This window comes from Microcoleus sp. Pol17C6, assembly GCF_036701145.1.
Lineage (GTDB): Bacteria > Cyanobacteriota > Cyanobacteriia > Cyanobacteriales > Microcoleaceae > Microcoleus.
On sequence record NZ_JAUBQH010000169.1, the window covers coordinates 1 to 1,301 of the forward strand.

Consider the following 1,301-nt stretch of genomic DNA (forward strand, 5'->3'; position numbering starts at 1 on the left):
AGACTCTCTCGGCGGCGCTATTTTTGACGAACTGCGGTTCTCCACCAAAGCCTACGATAGCCCCACCGCTGCCTACGCCGCCACCTCCTTCAAAAACGATGGTTCCGACTACCTAGTGCGGAACATTGAATATCAAGGGATTTCTAATATTGATACTACTGCTGTGCCTCCGACTTTCTTCTCTTACGGTTCGTCTCCCGATCCTATTATTGATGGTGGTTCTGGACAGTTTACGATTAATCGGACTGGCGATACTTCGGTTTCGGCTTCGATCGACTATTTGATTGTTGCCCCTAGTGGTGATCAACCTGTGAACAACATAGACTACAACATTAGTCCATTTGCTGTGAATCCTTCGGGAGGCACGGTGAACTTTAATCCCGGTCAAACTAGCGTTAGTCTGACGATTAACAATCTTCCTGGTTTGGCTGGTGGGGTGGTGAATTTGGGCTTTGGCCCAGGTTCGATCAGCGCTCCGGCATCGACTGCAATTACTCTGCTTTAAAGCTGTTAGTAGGGCGAGGAATCCTTGCTCTACTAATATGTCCCGCAAGTAGTTAAATGCTTTGGTAGTGATGCACAGTAATGGTTTAATATTAAATCAACATAAATTTCCGAGGTAAAAGTATGGAATATCCTAATTGTCAAAGCGATTTTTTTATTAAAAATGGAAAGACTTCTTAGGGGAAACAGCGATTTAAATGTAAAAATTGTAGTCGTCAGTTTATTGAGAATTTAAGTTATTAATGGCGCTCGCTGATTGGTTTTCTGGTGCTTGGTTTGGGTTGCTGCACCCTTGGTTTCTCAAGACCACTTTGAGGAAGCCGAGAGGGCGGTGAGGGCGCAGTTAGATTGAAGTCGCTAATATATCCCTACCAACACTCTTGGCGATCGTCCCCCGTTGCCACAATTTCCTCACTCTCAGCCGCTCCCCTTCTCATCGTCCATATCAAGCTTATGAGCAGCCTCACAATCCAATGAATGCAGCACGCGCTCCACAGCGAGGAATTGTGTACTTTTCGCTGTTAGATATTTAAATGTTTAAACATTCAAATATTTCAATGTTTACAGACTGTCGTCGGGATTGAACTGCTGGAGGTATTGAGCGACCGACTTCTCCACCAGCTCGCTCATTTCCTGACCTGATTGCGCTGCTGCGGATTTAAGTTGGCGGTGCAGAAGTTTGGGGAGGTAAACGGTAGTACGAACAAAGTTGGGGTCTTGGAGACCTCCACAAAAAAAATGATCCAACAGCTATGTGGGTTTAGCGAAAATTTCCACGAACCATTTTTGAAGATTGG

1 protein-coding gene and 2 pseudogenes are annotated in these 1,301 nt (G+C 45.3%); 2 read left to right on the forward strand and 1 reads right to left on the reverse strand.

The annotated features are described in order from the left end of the window. Positions 1-505: pseudogene (locus QUA25_RS29235) on the forward strand (hypothetical protein); the annotation flags it as partial. A gap of 179 nt (positions 506-684) precedes the next feature. Then, positions 685-747, forward strand: a pseudogene (locus QUA25_RS29635) (IS1/IS1595 family N-terminal zinc-binding domain-containing protein); the annotation flags it as partial. Positions 748-1,065: 318 nt separating this feature from the next. Here the strand turns inward: QUA25_RS29635 and QUA25_RS29240 are convergent. After that, positions 1,066-1,251 carry a CopG family transcriptional regulator gene (locus QUA25_RS29240; RefSeq protein ID WP_333043198.1) on the reverse strand — a complete coding sequence of 62 codons (186 nt, stop codon included), beginning with the start codon at positions 1,249-1,251 and terminating at the stop codon, positions 1,066-1,068. Positions 1,252-1,301: the final 50 nt, after the last annotated feature.